This window comes from Variovorax sp. PMC12 (assembly GCF_003019815.1).
GTDB lineage: Bacteria > Pseudomonadota > Gammaproteobacteria > Burkholderiales > Burkholderiaceae_C > Variovorax.
In genome coordinates, this window is sequence record NZ_CP027773.1 from 2,156,529 (window position 1) to 2,169,896 (window position 13,368).

The following is a 13,368-nucleotide window of genomic DNA, read 5'->3' on the forward strand; positions in this document are numbered from 1 at the left end:
CGTCAGCCCAGCCGCGTGAGCGCCGGCTCCTGCACCAGCCCGAAGCTGCGCAGCGCACCCAGCAGCTCGCGATGCCCGAAGGCCTGGCAACCCGAGGCGAAGCCGGCCCGCCTGGGCGGCTGCTGCAGCAGCGAGGCGGCGGCATAGGCCTGCAGCAAGCCGGTCTGCTTGTAGTTGCAGTTGCCGAAGATCACGCAGTGCACACGGCCCAGCGGACCGGAGGCATGCACAGAATCGACGGACTTGTTGATGCGCGGGTTCTCGCGCGGGGGCATGGTGTTCATCACGCCCGCCGCCGTCTTGGCCAGCGCGGCATAGCGGTCTTCGTCGTTCATGCCCTCGGTGGCCTTGAGCGCGGCGGCGACGATCTGCGGCACGCCCTGCATCAGCGCCTTGTTGAAGACGCCGCCGAGCACCTTCACGTTGGCCACGCGCGGATCGCGCTTGAACCACACCGGGTGCGAGGTGCCGCCCCATGGCAATGCCAGCGCCGCCTCGTGCTGGCCCGGAATCGACAGGTGGTACAGGCCGGCGTCGGGTTGCCATTCGACGTACTCGTTCTGCTCCAGGTAGTAGGCCTTGGACGTGGCCGCATTGACCAGGATGGTCTGGGTCGACGCGATGGTCGGGCTGCCGCCCCAGAACACGGCGATGTCCAGCGTGTCGAGCCCCGGCGTCTCCAGGCACAGTTGCGCCGCGATCTCGCCGGTGGTGTACATCTGCGCCAAGCCCGGCGAGAGCAGCAGGCCGGCCTTGGCGAACCTGTCGCCCCATTTGCGCTCCAGCGTGATGAGCCAGTCCTGCTCGCCGGTGGTGTCGGTGTAGTGGCATCCGGCGGCCAGGCAGGCCTCGACGACCTCGGGACCGAACTTGGCGAAAGGCCCCACGGTGTTCAGCACCACCGATGCGCCTGTGAAGAGCTCTGTGAGCGCGCCCACCGAATGCGCCACTTCCACCACCTCGTAGTTCGCGGTCTCTATGCCGGGCACGTTGGACTTCATCGCCGCTTCCACCTTCTGCGCGCTGCGTCCCGCTGCAACGAAGGGAATGTTGTACTCGCGCAGATACTCGCAGATCAGTCGGCCGGTGTAGCCGGAGGCGCCGTAGACGACGACGGGTTTCTTCTTGCTGCTGCTCATGTTGTGTCTCCTTGATGCCGTGTGCTCACATGCCCATGCCGCCGTCCACCGCGAGGCCGGCGCCGGTGATGAACCGGGCTGCGTCGCTGCAGAGGAAGACCACCACGTCGGCCATGTCGCCGACCTCGCCCAGGCGCCCGAGCGGCGTCTGGCCGACCACGTCGCCCACGGCCGCTTCCACGCTGGGCGCGAGCCCAGCGGCCACGATGTCGTTGGCGAGCTTCATGCCCATGTCCGTGGGCACCAGCCCGGGGTAGATGCAGTTCACGCGCACGCCGTAGCCCAGCTTGCCGGACTCCATGGCGGCCACGCGCGTGGCGCGGTCGACCGCCGACTTGGTGGCCGAGTAGCCGGCGATGGCCGGGAAGGCGATGGTGGCCGCGACCGACGCGATGTTGACCACCGCCCCGCCGCCGCCCGCGCTGCCGCCGGGGCGCATCGCGCGGAACGCGTGCTTCATGCCGAGCAGCGTGCCGGCCACGTTGACGTCGAGCATGCGACGCAGGTCGTCGCCGTCGACATCGATCACCAGAGAGGTGATCTCGATGCCCGCGTTGTTGACGAGGATGTCGAAGCCGCCGAGCTCCTTCACCGTGGTCTCGGTGGCCGAGGCCCAGTCGCCGTCCTTCGTGACGTCGAGCGGAACGAAGCCCACCTTCGCGCCTGAAGAAGAAAGCCGGGTGGCGGTCTCACGCCCGAGGTCGGCGAGCACGTCGCCGATCATCACGGACGCACCGGCCGCCGCCAGCGCTTCGGCAATGCTCGCGCCAATGCCGCGCGCGCCGCCCGTCACGAGCGCACGGCGCCCTTTCAAGTCGAACTTGGCCATCACTTGTCTCCTGTGGATATGTTTGTGAGATGGAGCGGCCATGCTAGAAATCGACTTGACACGTGTCAAGGATTTATTTGACGAGTGTCAAGAATCCATAGAATGGCATGCGTGACACGCCGGATGCGGGTTCTTCCGCTTGCGTGCTATGGTTTGCAATCAACACGGATACAGGGGGCCGGCATGCAAGCGGTCCGTTTTGAAATGACGACAGAACAACGCTCAACAAAGAAGCAAGCGGAGCGCGTGCCCAAGGCAAGGATCGACAAGTTCTCGGAGCGGCGTGCGGAACTGGGCGAGGCCGCGCTCACCACATTGGCCGCGCTGGGCTATGCGCGCACCAGCCTGCGCGAGATCGCGCAGAACTCCGAGTTCTCGCACGGCGTGCTGCATTACTACTTCAGCGACAAGATCGACCTGATCATCTGCAGCGTCAAGCAGTACAAGGCGCGCTGCGTCACCCGCTACGACCATGCGGTCGACAGCGCGAACACCTGCGACGAGCTGATGGAAGGCTTCCTGCAGAGCCTGGCCGACACGCTGCGCGACGAAGGCCATGTGCACCGCCTCTGGTACGACCTGCGTTCCCAGGCCCTGTTCGAGGAAGCGTTCCGCTCCGACGTCGTGCAGATCGACAAGAGCCTGGAAGACATGATCTGGCGCATCATGAGCCGCTTTGCCGAGCTGTCCGGCGAAGACCCCGGCTTGACGCCTTCGGCCACCTACGCGCTGTTCGACGGGCTGTTCCAGCAGGCGCTGCTCAAGCATCTTTCGGGCGACGCCGGCGCGGTGGCCGCGATGCAGGCCGACGTGCGGCAGTCCATCGTGCGGCTGTTCTCGCTGCAGGCCAAGCCCGCGCCGGCAGCACGCAAGCGCGCTCAACGCGTGTGAGGCGATGCGATCGCACGTGCGATCATCTTTTTCAGGACCTCACGTGCGCCTTCGCGTCTTCCGTACATGCCTCCCTTCAACACCGCCTACCGGCGGACCTTGCTCGCCGGCCGACTCACCCTGGGCCTGATGACGCCCGTGGCCCGCGCCAACGGCGCCATGGCCGACCCCGAGGCGGAGCGCGAGGTTGCCGCCCTCGCCGACCGGCTCGGCTTTGCCGCGCTGTGGACGCGCGACGTGCCGGTGATGGTGCCGCAGGGCGAAGAAATATCGGTGCTCGACGAACCCTTCGTGTGGCTCGCGATGCTGGCGGGCGCCACGCGGCGCATCGCGCTCGGCACGGCCGCGGCGGTGCTGCCGCTGCGCCATCCGCTGCATGTGGCCAAGGCGGCGCTGTCGCTGAACCGGCTGTCCGGCGAGCGCTTCATCCTCGGCCTGGGCTCCGGCGACCGCGAGGCCGAGTTCGCCATCTTCAGGCAAGACATCGCGCTGCGCGGCGACGCTTTCCGCGAGCGCTGGAACCTGGTGCGCTCGGCGCTCTCGCCCGATGAAGCCGGCCGCGCCGCGCTGCGCGAAGCCACCGGCGGCCACGACCTGATGGCGCCACCCGACGAACGCATCGGCATGCTGGTGGTGGGCTCGGCGCGCCAGTCGCTGCAATGGACCGCCGCCCATGCCGACGGCTGGGCCACCTACCACCGCGACGAGGCACGCCAGCAGGGCCGCATCGGCCTGTGGCAGACCGCGCTGCGCGAGCGCGCGGACGGCGAGGCCAAGCCTTTCATCCAGTCGCTGCAGATCGACCTGCTCGAAGACCCCGCCGCGCCGGCCGAGCCCATCGAGCTCGGCCTGCGCACCGGGCGCGACGCGCTGGTGGCCTATCTCGATCGCATGGAAGACGCCGGCGTGGCGCATGTGCTGATGAACGTGGTGCGCGGCCTCCGGCCCGCCACGGAGGTGGTCGAGGAACTGGGGCGCGAGGTGTTGCCGCGGCTGCAAGGCCACGCACACACGCCGGCGGCCTGACCCGTGCAGAATCCGGCGCTTGCAGTTTCCGTGAACCCAAGGACACCATCCATGACCGATCTCTCGAGCTTCCCCATCACGAAGAAATGGCCCGCGCAGCACCCTGAACGGCTGCAGCTGTATTCGCTGCCCACGCCCAACGGCGTGAAGGTGTCGATCATGCTGGAGGAAACCGGCCTGCCCTACGAGCCGCACCTCGTGAGCTTCGAGACCAACGACCAGATGTCGCCGGAGTTCCTCTCGCTCAACCCGAACAACAAGATTCCCGCCATCCTCGACCCCGAAGGCCCGGGCGGCAAGCCGCTGGCGCTGTTCGAGTCGGGCGCGATCCTGGTGTACCTGGCCGAGAAGACCGGCGAGTTCATTCCGCAGGACGCCGCCGGCCGCTACCAGACCCTGCAGTGGGTGATGTTCCAGATGGGCGGCATCGGCCCGATGTTCGGCCAGCTCGGCTTCTTCAACAAGTTCGCCGGCAAGGACTACGAGGACAAGCGCCCGCGCGACCGCTACGTGGGCGAATCGAAGCGCCTGCTCGGCGTGCTCGACAGGCACCTCGCGAACCGCGAATGGATCATGGGCGACAGCTACACCATCGCCGACATCGCCACCTTCCCGTGGATCCGCAATCTCGTCGGCTTCTACGAGGCCGGCGAGCTGGTGGGCTTCAACGATTTCACGAACGTCGCCCGCGTGCTCGAAGCCTTCGTGGCGCGGCCCGCCGTCGTCAAGGGACTGGGCATTCCCAAGCGCGGCTGAACGGGCCGCGCTCATCGGCGCACTCATGTCACCAGCCGACGCCACCCTTCACCTGCCTCCAGGCGAAATTCATCTCTGGTTCTGCCGCCACGGCGAATCGGGCGATCCGGCGCTGGAGGCGGCCTGCCGTGCGTTGCTGGAGCCTCATGAACTTGCGCGGACCGCGCGCTTCCACTTCCAGCGCGACCGGCATCGCCACCTGCTGACGCGGGTGCTGGTGCGCACGGTCCTGTCGCGCTATGCGCCGGTGCAGCCGCAGGACTGGCGCTTTGCCGAGGGCAGCTTCGGCCGCCCTTGCATCGCAGAGCCGATGACGCAGGCCGTCGACGGGCTGGATTTCAACCTGAGCCATACGGACGGGCTGATCGTGCTGGCGCTCGCGCGAAACCTCGAGGTCGGTGTCGATGCCGAGAGCCTCGCCCGCACGGCCTCTCTGGAGCTCGCCGACCACTTCTTCTCGCCGGCCGAGGCGAAGGCGCTGGCCGCGTTGCCGCCCACACGGCGAGCGCATCGCTTCTTCGAGTTGTGGACCTTGAAGGAGAGCTACATCAAGGCGCGCGGAATGGGCCTGCAGATCCCGCTCGACAGCTTCGGCTTCGCGCTGGACGATGCCGAAGACCGCATCGGATTCGCGCTGTGGGGTGACGCGCGCGGCGACAACGCACCGCATCGGCATTTCTGGCAACTGAGGCCCACACCCGGGCACCTGGTTGCCGTCTGCGCCGCCACCGACGGCAGCGGCATGCGGCTGGTTTGCCGCGACATCGCGCCTCTGCAATGGGAGAGGCCCCTCGACATACGGGCGGTGCGCAGCGGGGGATCGGCGGGCATCTAGAATTCCGCCCCTCTCCCCGATCCCGCACCCATGAACATCGTCGTCAACGAAGAACTCAAAGCCTACATCGACCCACTGACGCCGGAGGAGTACGAAGCGCTGGAACGCAGCATCCTGGCCGAAGGCTGCCGCGACGCGCTGGTGCTGTGGGGGGACGTGCTGGTCGACGGCCACAACCGCTACGGCATCTGCCAGAAGCACGGCCTGCCGTTCCAGACCGTGCAGAACACGCGCTTCAAGAGCATCGACGACGTGCATCTGTGGATGATCGACCAGCACCTGGGCCGGCGCAGCATTTCCGATTTCCTGCGCGGCGTGCTCGCCTTGCGCAAGAAGGACATCGTGGATCAGCAACGCGCCCGCGTGGCCTCCGCCGCCCCGGCGCCGGCGGGCGATGCGCCCTTCGACGTCGATCCGCCGGCCGACACGGGCGCCGAGGAAGGCGCCGTGCCCCTGCCGCCGCCCGCCCCGCTGAACAGCCGCGAGGCCATTGCCAGGGCCGCGCGCCTGAGCAGCAGCCAGGTCGTGATGATCGAGAAAATCCAGAAGCAGGCAGCGCCTGAACTGGTGGCGGCCGTGAAGTCGGGCGTGATTTCCATCAACACCGCCGCGGCAGTGGCCACCTTGCCGGCCGAAGAACAGGTGTCCGCGGCGAATGCCGGCAAGGACGAACTCAAGCAGGCGGCCAAGCGCGTGCGCGAGTCGAAGAAAAAACCACGTGAGGAGCCCGCTGAAACCGCGGCCGGCGACGATGAATCGTCCTCCGACGCGGACACGGTGCAGCTGCTGAAGGAGCGCGTCCTGCAGCTGACTGCGGAGAACGACGCCCTGCGCAAGCAAGTGGCCGAGCTGCAGGCGCGGCTCGGCCACTAAGTGCTTTTAGCGAGCGGTCAGCTTACAGCTGGATTTCGGTGATCTTCGCGCCAGACAGCGAGACGCCGGCTTCCAGGCCAACGTTGGTCATCACGAAGCCCACGACCGGTTGGCGCAGGGTGTTGGTGTCGACGCTGCCGTTGGCACCGATGGTTGCAACGGCCACGGTGGCGTCGGCGCCGGCCGTCCAGCCCTTGCTGTTGCGGAACTTGTCCAGCGCAGCCTGCGTGGTGAACACGTAGACCACGGCCTTCGACTGCGCACCGGCCTGGAAGCCCAGCGAGCCCGAGGTGGTGCTGTAGTACGACTGGGTGCGCCCGTTCACGCGCAGTGCGCCGCGGCCGTATTCGGCGCCCACGCCCATGCTGGCACCCACCACGGCGGGGAACACCAGCACGCCGCTCGAACGCGCGACCAGCTCGCGGGAGCCCTTCACGGAGTCATACAGCTTGGACAGCGAGGCGTCGACCTGCGCGTCGATCGAAGTGCGCGACGACGTGCTGCTGGCCTGATCCTGCGGCTTCGTGGTGGTGCAACCGACAAACGCGATGCTGGCCAGGGCGACAGCAGACGAAACGGCAAGCGTGCGGAGATTCAGGGTGTTCATAGCGTCTTCCTTTGGAAAAACATGGTTCGGCGAAGAAATCTCTGCCTCCCTCGGCAGATGAGCCATGCTAAATCCGCAAAACCGGGGCAAATGGGGCTTGAGGAATCCGCCTACGCGAAGACACGGTGTCGGTGAACGAATCCGGTGCTCGACGCAACAACTTCGCCCGTAATGTTGTGTTTTTATTTGCAACAGGTGTTATATTTTTATCGTCACACATATTGATACAACCCTTTCCTGCGAGCCTGAGTTGCATCCAAACCGGCATATCCGCCCCATGCTGACGCCCTCCGTCGAGGCGCATCGCAGTCACGCATACCTGCCATGACGAGCGCCGCCACTCCCGCGATCAAGGGCCAGCGCGCCTTGCTGAGCTTCAGCGTCGAGGGGTTGCCGCCCCGCGAAGAGCTGCTTCTCAAGTCGCTGGTCCGCCTGCTTGACCACCGCACCCACCAGCACTGGGCCTGGAAGGCCGGCCAGGCAGACCTCCGGGTGGTGGGCGGGCAAGCCAGCGCAGAAGCCGACGATCCGGCGCCGGCCGTGCCGGTACTGGCCATCGGCCAGCCCGATCCGCAGCGCGGCGGCCATTTCCTGTCGCTGCCGCTGCATGCCGATGAGTTGGAGAACACGCTCAACCGGCTCGGCGCGATGGTCGTCCACGCACGCGGCCTCGGGATCGCGGCGCCCGACTCCCACATTGCCGACGACGAGGAATTCCGCCTGCTGCGCTGGCCGCCCGCCGCCCTGCTGGAGACGCCCGCGCGCGTTCGCCTGGCCACCCTCATGACCGGCCGGCCGACCTCCCTGCTGCTGCTGCGGCAGCGCTCGGGCCTCGCGCCGCAGGACTGCCTCGATTTCCTCGCCGACCTGCGGCGCGCCGAGTTGCTCGAAAGCGCCCGCCAACCCGCGCTCGCCGCCGTCGCCGTGCCACCGGTCGCGCTTGCCACGCCGTCCGCGCCCGATTCGGTCCCGCCGCTCGACAGCCGTCCGCAGGCCCTGGCGCGCGACCCCGTGCAACCCGGCCTGCTGGCGCGCATCCGCAGCCGCCTCGGCCTGCTGACGACCGGGCACAAATGACTGTCGAACACAAGATCCTCTTCACCGGCACCATGGGCGCCGGCAAGACCACCGCCATCGGCGCCGTGAGCGAGATACCCCCGGTCAGCACCGACGTACGCAACAGCGACACCTCGGTGGCCAAGGCCACCACCACGGTCGGCCTGGACTACGGCGAACTCACGCTCGACAACGGCGAGAAGCTGCGCCTGTACGGCACGCCCGGCCAGATGCGCTTCGACTTCATGTGGCGCATCCTGGCGCGCGGCGCGCTCGGCCTGGTGATCTTGGTGGACAACAGCCGCCCCGATCCGCTGGCCGACCTGGACGTCTACCTCGACGGCTTTGCCGAACTCATCGCCAGGACTGCCTGCGTGGTCGCCGTGGGCCGCATGGAAGCCCACCCCCAGCCCGACATCGACGCCTATGCGCAGCGTATGGAATCCCGGGGCGTGCTCTGCCCCGTGCTGCCGGCCAACGTCACCGACGCACGGCAGGTGGTCGAGCTGCTGGAGTTGCTGCTGCTGCAGCTCGAAACCTGAGCCCCGTCCTTCACCCTCGAGTCCTCATGCAAATAACGCCAAGAATCAAGCTCGCCGCCGAAGCCGCCATCGACACGCTGATGCACGAGATCAAGGGCGTGAAAGCGGTCGTGATCTCGACCGAGGACGGCCTGGAACTGGCCGCGCGCGTGGAGAACACCGCGCAGGTGGCCCGCCTCTCGGCCATTGCCAGCTCTCTGGCGGCGCTGGGCGCGGTCGCGGGCGAGGAAAGCAACCTCGGCGCCTGCGACAACGTGACCATCGAAGCGACCCACGGCCACATCCTGATGCTGCAGGCGCGCCACCCGGAGATCACCCTCATCGTGAGCGTCGTCACGGGCAAGGACGCGATCATCGGCCAGGTCCTCTACTTCGCGAAGCAGGCAACGCTGTCGCTGCAGCAGGCCTGAGGGCCCGCCCCGGCCGCACCGGTTCGACTCCGGCAGCCGCCCACCTCTTCGCCCGGGTGGCTGCCGACTTTCAGGGGCGAGGTACTAGGAAAGATTCCGATGGCAAATATCAAGCAATCCATGGACGACCTGATGACCTGCGACGGCGCGCTGTGCGCGGCACTGGTCGACTCCAGCAGCGGCATGATCCTGGGTCAGATCGGCTCGGGCGTCGACCTGGAAGTGGCGGCGGCGGGCAACACCGAAGTGGTTCGCGCCAAGCTGCGCACCATGCGCGACCTGGGCCTGAACGACGTCATCGAGGACATCCTCATCACCCTGGGCAGGCAGTACCACATCATCCGGCCGATGCAGAAGAAGGAAGGCCTGTTCGTCTACCTCGTGCTCGACAAAGCCAAGTCGAACCTCGCGCTGGCCCGCCGCAAGACGCTGGACGTGGAGCAGAACCTGGCCGTCTGAGCGCGGGGCGCATGCGCCGAACAGCGCAATGTTCGCGCAATGCTGATTCATAGCATCGCAGGTCTGGCACGGGCGGCTCGCTGCAGCCGCCCGACATCCGGCGTCCGACCCGACCCTGCGAACTCCGATGACATCCGATCCTGCAAGGCCGCCGCGCTATTCAGCCGCAGGCGGCTCCCCGAGCCAATCGAACACCGCCGCGCCGCGCGCGCGATACCCGGCAGTGCCCGGGTCCGCGCAAGCCACTCGGCGCCTTGAACTGCTCGACGCGCTGCGCGGCTTCGCGCTGCTCGGGGTGCCGCTGCTCGACGCGAGGTCGATCACCCTCTTCGCGCTGCTCTTCGGCGCCGGCTTCGCAATGCAGTCCGGCGGCACGCGGCCCTGCAAACTGCGCATGCCGGTGCTGCAGCAGTCGGTGGCGCACCGGCGCTTCTGGGCCAGACTGTTGCGCGCGAGCTTCGGCGTCGGCGTGGCCGCGGGCACGCTGCTGCTGATGCTGCAGCACGGCGACAACCGCGTCGCTGCCTGGCTGCACGGCGGCGCGGGCCTCGTCCTTGCGCGCCTGCTGCGCGACATCGCGCCGCTGTCACTGTGCCTTTTCTGCATGGCGGGCTTCGTGCTGCTGTTCCAGCAAGCCGCGTGGCGCCGATGGTTGTGCAAGCTGGCGCCGATGGGCCGCATGGCGCTGACCAACTTCCTCGCACAGACGCTGGTCGGCCTTGGCTTGTTCCACGGCATCGGGCTGGGCCCGGGGCCGCGGGTCGGCCCCCTGGGGGTTGCGCTCGCCGGTCTCGCGATCTTCGGGCTGCAGGCGCTTTTCAGTTGCTGGTGGCTGGGCCGCTTCCGCTTCGGCCCGGCAGAGTGGGTGTGGCACAGCTTGGTCCACGGCAAGCCACAACCGATGCGCCTGCGCGCGCCGCCGGCCGCTCAGGGCGGCGTGGCGTTGGTGATGCGGTCCGTTGCCGGCGGGGCCAACGGGCTGCCGGCCTTGATGTAGGCCTCGAGCGCGTCCACGTCCTGGTCGCCGCCGAGCGTGTTCGTGCCCTGGTTGAACACAGTGAAGTTGTCGCCGCCCGTGGCCAGGAAGCTGTTCATCGTGACGCGATAGCTGGTGGCGTCGGCCATCGCGGTGCCGTTGAGCGCCATGTTGGTGATGCGCGAGCCGGCGGGCTGCGCAAGGTTGTAGGTGTAGGTGAAGCCGGCCGACGGCAGCAGCACCCTCGGCGCCGCGGTCGTGTTGGCGCCGCTGTTGAACTGCTGCTCCAGCACCGCCCGGATCTGCGCGCCAGTCATGGTCTTGACCACGAGGCTGTTGCCGAAGGGCTGGACCGCGAAGATCTGCCCGTAGGTCACGCTGCCGTCGGAAGCGGGCGCGAGGTCGGCGCGCACGCCGCCCGGGTTCATGAAGGCGATCTGCGCGGCGCCCTTGTCGGCCGGCTTGGTCGCGGCCAGTTGCGCGTCGGCGATCAGGTTGCCCATCACGCTTTCCCGCGACGACGTCTGCGTGCGTGTGGCAGTGGCGGTGAGCTGGCCCACCACGCGCTGCACCAGCGGCCCCGCGATGGTGAGGTACTGGCTGATCAGCGCAGCCACTTGCTGGTTCTTGCCGAACACGGGGTACTGGTCGGTCACCGCATAGGTGGTGGCGCCGCTGGTGTAGCCCTCGCCCTGCACGATCACGTTGTCCGCCGCCTTGGCCGTGACCTTGCGCGTGCGGGTGTCGATGGTCAGGTTGATGTCGGTGAGCAGCGTGCCGTACTGGCCGGCACTGGTCAGCAGGAAGGGCTTGGCCGGGTTGGTCTTGCCGTAGTCGCACACATAGGAACGGTGCGTGTGGCCCGAAATGACGACGTCGACGGCGGCATCGAGCTTGTTGAGGATGGGCAAGATGTCGCCGCTCAGGCCAGTGCAGCTCTTGTCGTTGTAGCCCACGGTGGTGGTGCCGCCTTCGTGGATCACCACCACCACGGCGTCGGCGCCCTGGGCCTTCAGCTGCGGGATGAGCGCATTGGCGGTGTCGGCCTCGTCCTTGAAGCTCAGGCCGGCGACGCCGGCGGGCGTGACGATGTTGGGCGTGCCCTTCAGCGTCATGCCGATGAACGCCACCTTCACCGTGGCGCCGTCCTTGGTGAAGCTCTTCATGCCGGTGGCGGGGAACAGCGTGTTGCCGTCGGTCTTCACGGTGTTGGCCGACAGGAAGCCGAAGTTCGCACCCGGGAAGTTCTTGTTGACGCGGCACGGCTCGAGCGCGGTGTTCTTCGCGCAGCCGCCGTTCTTCATGCGCAGCAGTTCGGTCTGGCCCTTGTCGAACTCATGGTTGCCGACCGCGTTGAAGTCGATCTTCATGGCATTCACCGCCTCGATGGTCGACTCGTCCAGGAACAGCGCGGACACCAGCGGCGACGCACCGATCATGTCGCCGGCCGACACCACCGCGTTGTTCGGGTTCTTCTCCTTGAGCGCCGCGATGGCCGAAGCCATGTAGGCCGCGCCGCCGGCCGGCACCGCAACCGTGCCGCCACCCTTGGCAGGCGCGGAGATCGTCAGCTTCGGGGGCTCGAGGTTGCCGTGCAGGTCGTTGAAGGCAATGAGCTTGACATCCACCGTGCCTGGCACCGCGGGCGCTGGCGCTGGCGCAGGTGCCGGCGGATTGGAAGCGGTGGGCGCCGGCAGCGGCAGGAGGCTGTTCGAATTGTTGCTGCCGCCGCAGGCGGTCAGCGTGGCGAGTACGACGCCCGCCAGGGCGAGCTGTTTCAATGATGGTTGCATGGCACCTCCTCTGTTTTGAGTGCAGCCGATGCTGGTGAAGGCGCATGACGGCGCCGTGAATCCCTTCGGCCCTTGGAGGTTTCGGAGCTTTCTCGAAACTCAGGGCAGCTGGACCAGGCGGGCCGAGACACCTGGGCCAAAGGCACTTTGCAACAACGACAGGGCCTGTGCGCTGCGCGAGTCGGCGAGCGACTGCACCGCGAGCCGCGCCTCGGCAGGCTGCCGCTGCAGGTGCCAGCCCTCCTGCCCAAGACGGATGAGTCGCGCGAGCGCCGCCGGGTCGGCCACGACGAGCCCTGTGGGTTTGATGTCGAGCCAGTCGGTCACCTGGTCGGTCTCGCCGCCCAGACGCTCGGCCGCGGCTTGTGCCAACGCATGCTGCGTGGCCGAGTCACGCACCGCGCCCTGCAGCACGATGCCGCCGCCATGCCAGCGGATCTCGAGCAGCGGAACCGATGCGGCGTCGCTCACGCTGGCGGCTTTTTCAGTCGCGGGGCTCCATGCCGCGAGCACGACCACCACGACAGCCAGCAGGCAGGCGGCCAACGCAACGACTCGATGCAGCGGCTTCATCGCACTTTCTCGATCTCAATCCATAGGGGAACGAGCGCGAGCGTGCCACGCGGCACATGACGCCGATATGACGACCGCGAACGGCGGTCAGGCCTACACGATTCGTCGCGGTGCGACGCCCCCTCCTGCGCACAGGCGCGGTAAGCTGATGGCTCCGCCACCCCAGCCCAAGGAATGCACCCCATGCCAGCGAACGCGAAAGTCACCGGAGATGTCGAGTACAGGGCCGGCGATGGCCCCCTCATCCTGATTCCCCAGGGCCCGATCGAGGTCCAGTTGGCACCCGACAGCGCAGTGCTGAGTTGGGGTGACGGCGGAAGCGCACAGACGACGGCGATTCCCATCGCCGAATACCAGCGCTATCTCGATGAAGGCGTGATCCAGCCGGACTGAGCCGAGCCTGGGCACAGGCGGCAGTGCCCCAGAGCGTTGCCTTCAAGATCTTCAAGAGCCTTTTCGTCGACAGCCGCCGTCGACGAAATCTCCGTCACCTTCACGCCGATGCGCTTCCCAACGCGCCTTGCGCCCTCCATCGCCTGATCCCCCGAGTCAGGCCTGCACGCAGCCTGAAACCTGAGCAACGGTAAGCAATTGCCGTTCGCG

16 protein-coding genes are annotated in these 13,368 nt (G+C 67.5%); 11 read left to right on the forward strand and 5 right to left on the reverse strand.

What is annotated here, in order from left to right; translation table 11 throughout:
- Positions 1–2: 2 nt before the first annotated feature.
- Together C4F17_RS10100 and C4F17_RS10105 are read right to left on the reverse strand one after the other, a co-directional pair.
- Positions 3–1,139, reverse strand: a complete 1,137-nt coding sequence (locus C4F17_RS10100) for a DUF5938 domain-containing protein (protein ID WP_106935145.1) — start codon at positions 1,137–1,139, stop codon at positions 3–5.
- A gap of 25 nt (positions 1,140–1,164) precedes the next feature.
- Complete coding sequence (locus tag C4F17_RS10105) at positions 1,165–1,968, reverse strand: SDR family NAD(P)-dependent oxidoreductase (protein ID WP_106935146.1); 804 nt, start codon at positions 1,966–1,968, stop codon at positions 1,165–1,167.
- 204 nt (positions 1,969–2,172) lie between these two features.
- On the opposite strand from C4F17_RS10105, the gene C4F17_RS10110 reads away from it, so the two are divergent.
- From C4F17_RS10110 to C4F17_RS10130, 5 genes are all read left to right on the forward strand, one after another.
- A complete protein-coding gene (locus C4F17_RS10110) occupies positions 2,173–2,859 on the forward strand; it encodes a TetR/AcrR family transcriptional regulator (protein ID WP_106935147.1) in 687 nt (228 codons plus the stop codon).
- 66 nt (positions 2,860–2,925) lie between these two features.
- Positions 2,926–3,885: a TIGR03571 family LLM class oxidoreductase gene (locus C4F17_RS10115; RefSeq protein ID WP_106935148.1), complete on the forward strand. Its 960-nt coding sequence runs from the start codon at positions 2,926–2,928 to the stop codon at positions 3,883–3,885.
- Positions 3,886–3,936: 51 nt separating this feature from the next.
- Complete coding sequence (locus C4F17_RS10120) at positions 3,937–4,641, forward strand: glutathione S-transferase N-terminal domain-containing protein (protein WP_106935149.1); 705 nt, start codon at positions 3,937–3,939, stop codon at positions 4,639–4,641.
- Between the two features lie 25 nt (positions 4,642–4,666).
- On the forward strand, positions 4,667–5,476 hold the full coding sequence (locus tag C4F17_RS10125) for a 4'-phosphopantetheinyl transferase family protein (protein WP_106935150.1): 810 nt from the start codon (positions 4,667–4,669) through the stop codon (positions 5,474–5,476).
- Between the two features lie 30 nt (positions 5,477–5,506).
- Positions 5,507–6,349, forward strand: coding sequence for a plasmid replication/partition related protein (locus C4F17_RS10130; protein ID WP_106935151.1), 843 nt, complete (start codon positions 5,507–5,509; stop codon positions 6,347–6,349).
- Between the two features lie 22 nt (positions 6,350–6,371).
- On the opposite strand, the gene C4F17_RS10135 is transcribed toward C4F17_RS10130, so the two are convergent.
- The gene (locus C4F17_RS10135) at positions 6,372–6,956 is read right to left on the reverse strand and encodes a BPSL1445 family SYLF domain-containing lipoprotein (RefSeq protein ID WP_081267983.1); all 585 of its coding nucleotides are present in this window, start codon (positions 6,954–6,956) and stop codon (positions 6,372–6,374) included.
- A gap of 324 nt (positions 6,957–7,280) precedes the next feature.
- Between C4F17_RS10135 and C4F17_RS10140 the strand changes: the two genes are divergently transcribed.
- The 5 genes from C4F17_RS10140 to C4F17_RS10160 all read left to right on the forward strand — a co-directional run bounded on the left by C4F17_RS10140 (position 7,281) and on the right by C4F17_RS10160 (position 10,420).
- Positions 7,281–8,033, forward strand: a complete 753-nt coding sequence (locus C4F17_RS10140) for a hypothetical protein (RefSeq protein ID WP_106935152.1) — start codon at positions 7,281–7,283, stop codon at positions 8,031–8,033.
- Complete coding sequence (locus C4F17_RS10145; protein WP_106935153.1) at positions 8,030–8,554, forward strand: GTP-binding protein; 525 nt, start codon at positions 8,030–8,032, stop codon at positions 8,552–8,554. The genes C4F17_RS10140 and C4F17_RS10145 overlap by 4 nt, the downstream gene beginning before the upstream one ends.
- A 26-nt stretch (positions 8,555–8,580) precedes the next feature.
- On the forward strand, positions 8,581–8,964 hold the full coding sequence (locus C4F17_RS10150; RefSeq protein WP_106935154.1) for a roadblock/LC7 domain-containing protein: 384 nt from the start codon (positions 8,581–8,583) through the stop codon (positions 8,962–8,964).
- Between the two features lie 99 nt (positions 8,965–9,063).
- Positions 9,064–9,423 (forward strand): hypothetical protein, encoded by a 360-nt coding sequence (locus C4F17_RS10155; RefSeq protein WP_081267979.1) that lies wholly within the window; start codon positions 9,064–9,066, stop codon positions 9,421–9,423.
- A gap of 127 nt (positions 9,424–9,550) precedes the next feature.
- Positions 9,551–10,420, forward strand: a complete 870-nt coding sequence (locus C4F17_RS10160; RefSeq protein WP_081267978.1) for a DUF418 domain-containing protein — start codon at positions 9,551–9,553, stop codon at positions 10,418–10,420.
- On the opposite strand, the gene C4F17_RS10165 is transcribed toward C4F17_RS10160, so the two are convergent.
- Together C4F17_RS10165 and C4F17_RS10170 are read right to left on the reverse strand one after the other, a co-directional pair.
- Positions 10,351–12,192, reverse strand: a complete 1,842-nt coding sequence (locus C4F17_RS10165) for a bifunctional metallophosphatase/5'-nucleotidase (RefSeq protein ID WP_106935156.1) — start codon at positions 12,190–12,192, stop codon at positions 10,351–10,353. The genes C4F17_RS10160 and C4F17_RS10165 overlap by 70 nt on opposite strands.
- A gap of 99 nt (positions 12,193–12,291) precedes the next feature.
- Positions 12,292–12,765: a hypothetical protein gene (locus C4F17_RS10170; protein ID WP_106935157.1), complete on the reverse strand. Its 474-nt coding sequence runs from the start codon at positions 12,763–12,765 to the stop codon at positions 12,292–12,294.
- 183 nt (positions 12,766–12,948) lie between these two features.
- Here C4F17_RS10170 and C4F17_RS10175 point away from each other — a divergent pair, with 183 nt between their 5' ends.
- Positions 12,949–13,158 carry a hypothetical protein gene (locus C4F17_RS10175; RefSeq protein ID WP_081268037.1) on the forward strand — a complete coding sequence of 70 codons (210 nt, stop codon included), beginning with the start codon at positions 12,949–12,951 and terminating at the stop codon, positions 13,156–13,158.
- Positions 13,159–13,368 lie beyond the last annotated feature (210 nt).

What these genes read in the sequence shown, in the direction of transcription:
- C4F17_RS10100 (WP_106935145.1), bottom strand. Translation starts at nt 1,139, where the DNA reads ATGAGCAGCAGCAAGAAGAAACCCGTCGTCGTCTACGGCGCCTCCGGC.
- C4F17_RS10105 (WP_106935146.1), bottom strand. Translation starts at nt 1,968, where the DNA reads ATGGCCAAGTTCGACTTGAAAGGGCGCCGTGCGCTCGTGACGGGCGGC.
- C4F17_RS10110 (WP_106935147.1), top strand. Translation starts at nt 2,173, where the DNA reads ATGACGACAGAACAACGCTCAACAAAGAAGCAAGCGGAGCGCGTGCCC.
- C4F17_RS10115 (WP_106935148.1), top strand. Translation starts at nt 2,926, where the DNA reads ATGCCTCCCTTCAACACCGCCTACCGGCGGACCTTGCTCGCCGGCCGA.
- C4F17_RS10120 (WP_106935149.1), top strand. Translation starts at nt 3,937, where the DNA reads ATGACCGATCTCTCGAGCTTCCCCATCACGAAGAAATGGCCCGCGCAG.
- C4F17_RS10125 (WP_106935150.1), top strand. Translation starts at nt 4,667, where the DNA reads ATGTCACCAGCCGACGCCACCCTTCACCTGCCTCCAGGCGAAATTCAT.
- C4F17_RS10130 (WP_106935151.1), top strand. Translation starts at nt 5,507, where the DNA reads ATGAACATCGTCGTCAACGAAGAACTCAAAGCCTACATCGACCCACTG.
- C4F17_RS10135 (WP_081267983.1), bottom strand. Translation starts at nt 6,956, where the DNA reads ATGAACACCCTGAATCTCCGCACGCTTGCCGTTTCGTCTGCTGTCGCC.
- C4F17_RS10140 (WP_106935152.1), top strand. Translation starts at nt 7,281, where the DNA reads ATGACGAGCGCCGCCACTCCCGCGATCAAGGGCCAGCGCGCCTTGCTG.
- C4F17_RS10145 (WP_106935153.1), top strand. Translation starts at nt 8,030, where the DNA reads ATGACTGTCGAACACAAGATCCTCTTCACCGGCACCATGGGCGCCGGC.
- C4F17_RS10150 (WP_106935154.1), top strand. Translation starts at nt 8,581, where the DNA reads ATGCAAATAACGCCAAGAATCAAGCTCGCCGCCGAAGCCGCCATCGAC.
- C4F17_RS10155 (WP_081267979.1), top strand. Translation starts at nt 9,064, where the DNA reads ATGGCAAATATCAAGCAATCCATGGACGACCTGATGACCTGCGACGGC.
- C4F17_RS10160 (WP_081267978.1), top strand. Translation starts at nt 9,551, where the DNA reads ATGACATCCGATCCTGCAAGGCCGCCGCGCTATTCAGCCGCAGGCGGC.
- C4F17_RS10165 (WP_106935156.1), bottom strand. Translation starts at nt 12,192, where the DNA reads ATGCAACCATCATTGAAACAGCTCGCCCTGGCGGGCGTCGTACTCGCC.
- C4F17_RS10170 (WP_106935157.1), bottom strand. Translation starts at nt 12,765, where the DNA reads ATGAAGCCGCTGCATCGAGTCGTTGCGTTGGCCGCCTGCCTGCTGGCT.
- C4F17_RS10175 (WP_081268037.1), top strand. Translation starts at nt 12,949, where the DNA reads ATGCCAGCGAACGCGAAAGTCACCGGAGATGTCGAGTACAGGGCCGGC.